Consider the following 6,988-nt stretch of genomic DNA (forward strand, 5'->3'; position numbering starts at 1 on the left):
TAATGCGTTAACTACGGCACAGAGATTTTCATCCCTACACCTAGCATCCATCGTTTAGGGCGTGGACTACCCGGGTATCTAATCCGGTTCGCTACCCACGCTTTCGTCCCTGAGTGTCAGTAACAGGCCAGTTGGCCGCCTTCGCCACTGGTGTTCCTCCCGATATCTACGCATTTCACCGCTACACCGGGAATTCCGCCAACCTCTCCTGTACTCAAGCCTCACAGTATTAGGTGCAGTTTCAGGGTTAAGCCCTGAGATTTCACATCTAACTTATAAGGCCACCTGCGGACCCTTTACGCCCAGTAATTCCGAGCAACGCTCGCCCCCTCCGTATTACCGCGGCTGCTGGCACGGAGTTAGCCGGGGCTTCCTTTGTAGGTACCGTCAAATCTCAAGGGTATTGGCCTTGAGACCCATCGTTCCTACTGACAGAGGTTTACGACCCGAAGACCTTCATCCCTCACGCGGTATTGCTGGGTCAGGCTTGCGCCCATTGCCCAAGATTCCCCACTGCTGCCTCCCGTAGGAGTCGGGGCCGTGTCTCAGTCCCCGTGTGGCCGATCACCCGCTAAGGTCGGCTACCCGTCTTAGGCTTGGTGAGCCGTTACCTCACCAACAACCTGATGGGGCGCGGACTCATCTTCAGGTGACAGCCCGAAAGCCGCCATTTACCCCTGCTTCCGTAGAAGCTGTGGTCTTATCCGGTATTAGCCCTAGTTTCCCAGGGTTGTCCCAGTCCTAAAGGCAGATTATCCACGTGTTACTCACCCGTTCGCCGCTCTACTCGTGACCGAAGTCACTTTCGCGCTCGACTTGCATGTGTTAAGCATACCGCCAGCGTTCGCTCTGAGCCAGGATCAAACTCTTCATGATAATTTCAAGAAATTTTGCTTAGCTCTTCTTCGCCCGCTTATCTGCTATTTAATTTTCAAAGATCTGAAAATATCTTCTCAGATATTTTTGCCAAAGGGACATATAATATAAAGCATAGAAAATGGTTGTCAAGAAGATTTTTGAACTTTTTTAAAATAACGAAAAACCGCGAAAAAACGGGTCTTTATGACCTTTTAGGTTATCAAAGAATCCTTCCTGCGTCAAAACGAATCTTAACTTGTGAAATCCCTTCCGTCCCTATAATATAAAGTATACAATAACTCTATATATTCAACTGACCCGCACGGGGGATTAAGCTTTATTAAGCATAAGCGATATTCAGACAAAAAGTTGAAAACATCGGATTTATGTATAGATTTATTCCACACTCGGAAATCCTAGAACGGGAAGGTAATAAAGATGGGTCTTACAAATGAGCAAATCAGGCGCTACTCAAGGCATTTGATAATGCCCGAGGTAGGTGTCGAAGGACAGGAAAAACTTTCTAACGCGAGGGTTTTGTGCGTTGGGGCCGGAGGTCTCGGCTCCCCGCTTGCATTGTACCTGGCGGCGGCCGGGGTCGGGCACCTGGGCATACTGGACTTTGACGTTGTCGATTTCAGTAATCTCCAACGGCAAATCATTCACAGCGAGGATAACATCGGCGTTTTGAAAGTGGATTCCGCTAAGGAGAGGCTCCTTCAGCTCAATTCGGATATAGAAATCACTACCTATAACACGAGACTCACATCCGAAAACGCTATGGATATATTCAAGGATTACGATATTATCGTCGACGGCACCGACAACTTCGCGACCAGGTATCTGGTAAACGACGCGTGCGTGCTCCTCGGAAAGCCCAACGTGTACGGAAGCATCTTCAGGTTCGAAGGGCAGGTAACAGTTTTTGACGCCAAGAGGGGTCCATGCTACCGCTGCCTCTATCCGGAGCCTCCTCCTCCGGGCCTCGTGCCGAGCTGCGCCGAGGGCGGAGTCCTGGGAATACTCCCGGGGGTCATAGGAACGCTTCAGGCCTCGGAGGCCGTTAAGCTCATCATAGAGCAGGGAAAACCTTTAATCGGCAGACTGCTGTTTCTCGACGTTCTCGAAATGCAGCCGAGAGAATTAAATCTGCGAAAAGACCCGGACTGCCCGATATGCGGGGAGAACGCGACCATTAAAGAATTGATCGACTACGAAGAGTTCTGCGGAATACGGGGAGTGGAAGAGGCGGAGGCGTCAAGTCCGGGCGACAACCTGGAGATTTCAGTAGACGAATTTAAAGAACTGCGTGCGAACGGCGGAAACGTCGTAGTTCTGGACGTGAGGGAGCCTCACGAATTCGAGATTTGCAGCCTTGACGGCCCCACACAGATACCACTCGGGGAACTGCCCGAAAGGGTAAATGAGCTGGACACAGCGGACCAGATAGTAGTCTACTGCCACACCGGGGGAAGAAGCATGAGGGCTACCAGATTCCTGAGGACAATGGGCTTTAAGAAAGCCAGGAACCTGAAGGGCGGCATCGACGCCTGGGCCGAGAAATACGACCCCGATATGCCGAGGTACTAACCAGTCGCCCTTCATTACCGGATCGGGAATCTAGGATGAGCGGCAAACCAATGACCGACGATAGTCCGCTCCCTGTCATACAAAGCCTTTGGATCGGGGACAGGTTATCGTCGATGGAGAGGCTCTGCATATCCTCCTTTCTAATTAACGGACACCCGTTTCACCTCTACGTTTACGACGAAATAGAAAATGTTCCTGCAGGGGTCTTGCTCAAGGACGCGCGCGAAATCATAAGTCCGGACAAAATTTTCAAATATAGAGACCGTAACACCTACGCGGGATTTTCCAACCTCTTCAGATATAAATTACTGCTGGAAAAGGGCGAGTTTTGGGTTGATACGGACGTTGTTTGCATGTCACCTTTAAATCCGGCTTCTGATTATGTATTCACTTCCGCAAAAGAACCGAATTTGTATGTTCTCGGACCTAAGATACACAAGGTACAAAATTTTCTTATTAAAACCCCAGCGGGCGCGGAAATTATGGAATATTGTTATACGGAGGCAGGAAAAAGAAATCCTGCGGAGCTGAAATGGGGCGATACGGGACCCAGGTTATTAAAGTCGGCGGTAAAAAAATTCAGCCTACAGCGTTATGTAGAGAAGGCCGAAACTTTCTCTCCGATACACTGGCGTAACTGGGATAGATTCATAAACGGCGCTATTCATATCGTATGGAGAGAAAAACTAAGATTCGCATTATCCGGAACGAAAGCTCTCCATCTCTGGAACGAAATGTGGAGATTAAACGGGGTTAATAAAGACGGCGGCTTTCCAAAAAATTGTATTTACGAGCAGCTTAAGAGGCGTTATCTGGAAACTTAATTTCACCAATTTCCCTATTCTTTCTTAGACATCGACTGCACTTTCTCTTGCCGATAATTATTGCTATTCTCGATCATTAGCAGTATATATTTTATTATTATTATAAATTGACAGAGAGTGATTCACTTTACGCGCTCTTATCGATATTTAAGCTCGAGTAAAGGCTTTTCCAGCGTCAAAGCAGCCGATATGGTTAGTGAAATAATAGGAAACAATGATTTTACAGCAGCTTTTATTGATGATAAAACCACGCTGCCTTTGGTCCTTACTTCCAAAAACGACAATTTAACCCTTGCAAAATTTTTCAGTCTGCATAAGGAGCCAATCGACCAAAGCCTCCTGAAATACGGGGGGATATTATTCAGAAACTTCAACTTGGAGGGGATTGAAGAATTCGAAGGAATCGTCGGGGAGAATTACGGAAGTCTGCTGGAATACAACGACAGAGCTACACCGAGATCTCAGGTTAAGGGGAAAGTCTATACCGCCACCGATTACCCGCCGGAGCAGGAAATTCTTCTCCATAATGAAAGTTCATTCGCGGCTCGGTTCCCCGGGAAAATCTTCTTTTATTGCGTTACAGCCTCTGAGGAAGGCGGTGAAACCCCCCTAGCAGATGTGAGAAAAGTATATAAGCGTCTCGACCCATCAATCAGAAAACCGTTTGAGGAAAAAGGGGTGTTGTACGTCCGAAACTTCAGCGGCGGTCCGTTCGGCTTCTCTTGGCAGGAGGTTTACCAAACACAAGACAAATCCGAAATGGAAAGGTTTTGCAGAGAATCCGACATCGAGTACGAGTGGATTGACAACAACAAAGTAAGGACAAGACAGCTTCGACCCGCTATAGCGAAACATCCGGTCTCAGGGGAATTTGTCTGGCTGAACCACGCTACCGTCCTCAGTGTATTTGCTATTGAGCCGAAATTGCAGCAGATGCTACTCAAATTCTTTAAAGAGAAAGATTTGCCTAATAATACTTATTACGGAGACGGGAGCAGCATTGACAAAGAAACAATAACTAAACTCAGAGAAGCTTATGATACCGAAACCGTTTCGTTCCCGTGGGAAAGAGGCGATGTTCTTATGCTGGACAATATGATTGTCGCACATGGAAGGAGACCTTATTCAGGCAGCAGAAAGATCGTAGTCGCTATGGCTAATCCCACCACCTGGAAAGAACTGGAGACTTCAATCTGAGGATCACAGAATGTCCGAGGAATTAAGAAAGGAAATTACAGATTTTATCAATGGCAAACTAAAAGATTCGGGAAAGCCCCTGCCTGAAGAACTCAACGATTCCACGCCTCTAATTACATCGGGTCTTTTAGAATCGTTATATCTACTTGAACTGGCGGTTCTCATCGAAGAGCAGTCGGGCGCGTCTCTCGACCTCACTGCTATCGACTTTGTAAAAGAGTGGGATACAATCGACGGCATAGTGAATTTCACAAACAGATTCGCGAAATAATTGGCTTATGAATTATGAGTTTATCAGATATGACGGGAGCTATGACGAAAAGATTTACGACTTTCAAAAGCAACACTGGAGCATTGATTCAGATTTAAACAAATCCTATTTCAGATGGAAATATTTTGAAAACCCGTTTTCCGAATCACCCAAAATCTATTTGGTTCTCAGCGAAGGGAAGCTGATTGCGTTCAGAGGCATGTACGATACCGAATGGCAAATAGGCGGCAGTTCAGACAATTTTAAAGCATTATGCGCTTCTGATCTTGTAATACATCCGGAATATCGAAATAAGGGGATATATCAGGAATTAATGAGATTCGTCTTGCGCGATCTAAATGAGAGGGGCTACCGGTATTTACTTAATTTCAGCGCGAACACTGTTAATTATATCGGCTCCCTGGCGATGGGCTGGAAGAGCATCGGCAAAATAACGGTCCTGGAAAAAAATTTGAATAAAAGAAGGTCCTTTCCTGCGAAGGTTGCCGGTAGTTTGCTTAGAAAAGCCGGAATCAGTGAATTTATCAGCCGTAGAGCAAAGCCGGGCATAAGAACCATCGAGGATATTCATAAAAATACAAAAGCATTACCGCACCACATTCTGCTGGATAAAAACCCAAAGCCGGAGGAGATGGCCTCCCTTGTTTCAAAACTGGAACCCCGTAAGAAGATAACACTCATAAGAAAACCCGACTATTTCCGCTGGAGGTACAGGAATCCGTTTTCGGGCTTCTTATTTTTATATTGGCAAGAAAAGGAGCTCAAAGGCTACCTTGTGGCACAAACCCGTTTACATAGAGAATCTCATGACCGTAAGTTTAATATCGTCGAAATTGAGGCTATAAACTCGTCAATAAAAATCGAACTTATAAAGTGCCTCGCTTCAATACTGGACTTGGGAAGATTATCGATATGGGCAAATATGCTTGAGCAAAGTTCGCTTAAAGCACTAAAATCAGATGGTTTCGAAGAAGAAAGACCTCGCAGGAGTGTAGCAGATCATCTTTCGACTCTTCTGGTAATCAATACTGAAAGGGAAAACGATAAAGTAGAATTCAGAGACTTAAATCTTGCAAATATGAAGAACTGGGACCTCAAGATGATATACTCAGACAACTACTAAGAATCTTAAGTCCGATAGAAAACCTTAAGGGATTTTATAGGCCTTCACCATTAATTAACTCGCCGCGTTATTTATTAAAAAATAATATTGGCCCAAGAGCAAAACTAAGTTAAAAAGGAGTGGGCATGAAAGTTAGTTCACACCCGCCCTTTTTGTGTTTAGATACAATCATTTCCTCACCGCATCGACTTCCAGATACTCGGCGACGAGCGTAGTTGTCCCGTTTCTCTCCGCATTGTAAGCAGAAAACACATCTTCGAGGTCGCTCCGTAGTAATTTTCCCGCCTCCTCGTCCAGTGACTGGAGAGCCTTTTCCGTCGGCCCATAGTTCTCAAAAAAGAACTGAACCACCTCAGGCACGCTAAACGGATAGTGCCACAACGGGTAAGTCTTCTTTGTCAAAACTATATGTCTTACACCGTCGCCGAAACGCTCCTTTACGATTTCCTCGTTTCCCCAGAGGAGCGGTGAGGGTACATTCGAAGGGGGCGGAACATGCCTGCCTATAGTCTTAAACATCTGCCCTACAAACCCCTCGGGGGTCCAGTTAACCATTAACATCCTCCCTCCAGACCTGCATACCCTCAGGAACTCCGAAGCTACCCTGTCCGGCTGCGGAGCGAACATGGCGCCCACTATGGTAGCAACGACATCGAACGAACCATCGGAATACGGCAGGCATTCGGCGTCCCCCTCGTCGAATATCGCGTCCAGCCCCTCTTTTGCCGCGCGGCCGCGGGCAACGTCAATCCAATTTGGCGCAATGTCAACGCCCGTGACCTTTACCCCGGACCTCGAAGCGGGGATCGATATCTGGCCCGCGCCGCAGGCCACGTCAAGCATGGACTGCCCGGGCGATATACCCCAGCCATTTAATATATCCAGAGCTCCAGGCTCCATATAAGTCGCAAACGTGCGGTAGTCCCCTGCGTTCCACGCGTCTTTCATTCTTGATTTGATCGTATCGATATTCTGTATTGAACTCATTTTTTTCTCCTTTCAGTTTTATTTCAGGGAATGGGGAGGGAGCCTTATTCTGTTTTGGCTCCCGGCCCCTTTAATCTTCCGTTAAATCCTGACGCCGAATACATACAGCGTACTCTCATCATTTCCCTTCTCCCCGGC

Annotated in this window: 6 protein-coding genes and 1 rRNA gene (1 of these 7 cut by a window edge); 5 read left to right on the forward strand and 2 right to left on the reverse strand. The window is 46.9% G+C overall.

Features of this window, described 5'->3' with window-relative positions; all coding sequences use genetic code 11:
• Positions 1-876, reverse strand: a 16S ribosomal RNA gene (locus tag RIG61_07835) (it extends 688 nt beyond the left edge of the window).
• A 420-nt stretch (positions 877-1,296) separates the two neighbouring features.
• On the opposite strand from RIG61_07835, the gene moeB reads away from it, so the two are divergent.
• From moeB to RIG61_07860, 5 genes are all read left to right on the forward strand, one after another.
• A complete protein-coding gene (gene moeB, locus RIG61_07840) occupies positions 1,297-2,448 on the forward strand; it encodes a molybdopterin-synthase adenylyltransferase MoeB (protein ID MEQ9619070.1) in 1,152 nt (383 codons plus the stop codon).
• A gap of 35 nt (positions 2,449-2,483) precedes the next feature.
• Positions 2,484-3,272 carry a hypothetical protein gene (locus tag RIG61_07845; protein ID MEQ9619071.1) on the forward strand — a complete coding sequence of 263 codons (789 nt, stop codon included), beginning with the start codon at positions 2,484-2,486 and terminating at the stop codon, positions 3,270-3,272.
• Between the two features lie 189 nt (positions 3,273-3,461).
• Entirely contained in the window at positions 3,462-4,469 is a 1,008-nt protein-coding gene (locus tag RIG61_07850; protein MEQ9619072.1) for a TauD/TfdA family dioxygenase, read from the forward strand.
• A gap of 10 nt (positions 4,470-4,479) precedes the next feature.
• The gene (locus tag RIG61_07855; protein ID MEQ9619073.1) at positions 4,480-4,740 is read left to right on the forward strand and encodes a hypothetical protein; all 261 of its coding nucleotides are present in this window, start codon (positions 4,480-4,482) and stop codon (positions 4,738-4,740) included.
• Between the two features lie 7 nt (positions 4,741-4,747).
• Positions 4,748-5,863: a GNAT family N-acetyltransferase gene (locus RIG61_07860; protein MEQ9619074.1), complete on the forward strand. Its 1,116-nt coding sequence runs from the start codon at positions 4,748-4,750 to the stop codon at positions 5,861-5,863.
• Positions 5,864-6,031: 168 nt separating this feature from the next.
• On the opposite strand, the gene RIG61_07865 is transcribed toward RIG61_07860, so the two are convergent.
• Entirely contained in the window at positions 6,032-6,850 is an 819-nt protein-coding gene (locus RIG61_07865; GenBank protein ID MEQ9619075.1) for a class I SAM-dependent methyltransferase, read from the reverse strand.
• Positions 6,851-6,988 lie beyond the last annotated feature (138 nt).

The organism is Deltaproteobacteria bacterium, from assembly GCA_040223695.1.
In the GTDB taxonomy this organism is placed as follows: Bacteria; Desulfobacterota_D; UBA1144; order Nemesobacterales; family UBA2774; genus JAVKFU01.

What these genes read in the sequence shown, in the direction of transcription:
- RIG61_07845 (MEQ9619071.1), top strand. Translation starts at nt 2,484, where the DNA reads ATGAGCGGCAAACCAATGACCGACGATAGTCCGCTCCCTGTCATACAA.
- moeB (MEQ9619070.1), top strand. Translation starts at nt 1,297, where the DNA reads ATGGGTCTTACAAATGAGCAAATCAGGCGCTACTCAAGGCATTTGATA.
- RIG61_07855 (MEQ9619073.1), top strand. Translation starts at nt 4,480, where the DNA reads ATGTCCGAGGAATTAAGAAAGGAAATTACAGATTTTATCAATGGCAAA.
- RIG61_07860 (MEQ9619074.1), top strand. Translation starts at nt 4,748, where the DNA reads ATGAATTATGAGTTTATCAGATATGACGGGAGCTATGACGAAAAGATT.
- RIG61_07865 (MEQ9619075.1), bottom strand. Translation starts at nt 6,850, where the DNA reads ATGAGTTCAATACAGAATATCGATACGATCAAATCAAGAATGAAAGAC.
- RIG61_07850 (MEQ9619072.1), top strand. Translation starts at nt 3,462, where the DNA reads ATGGTTAGTGAAATAATAGGAAACAATGATTTTACAGCAGCTTTTATT.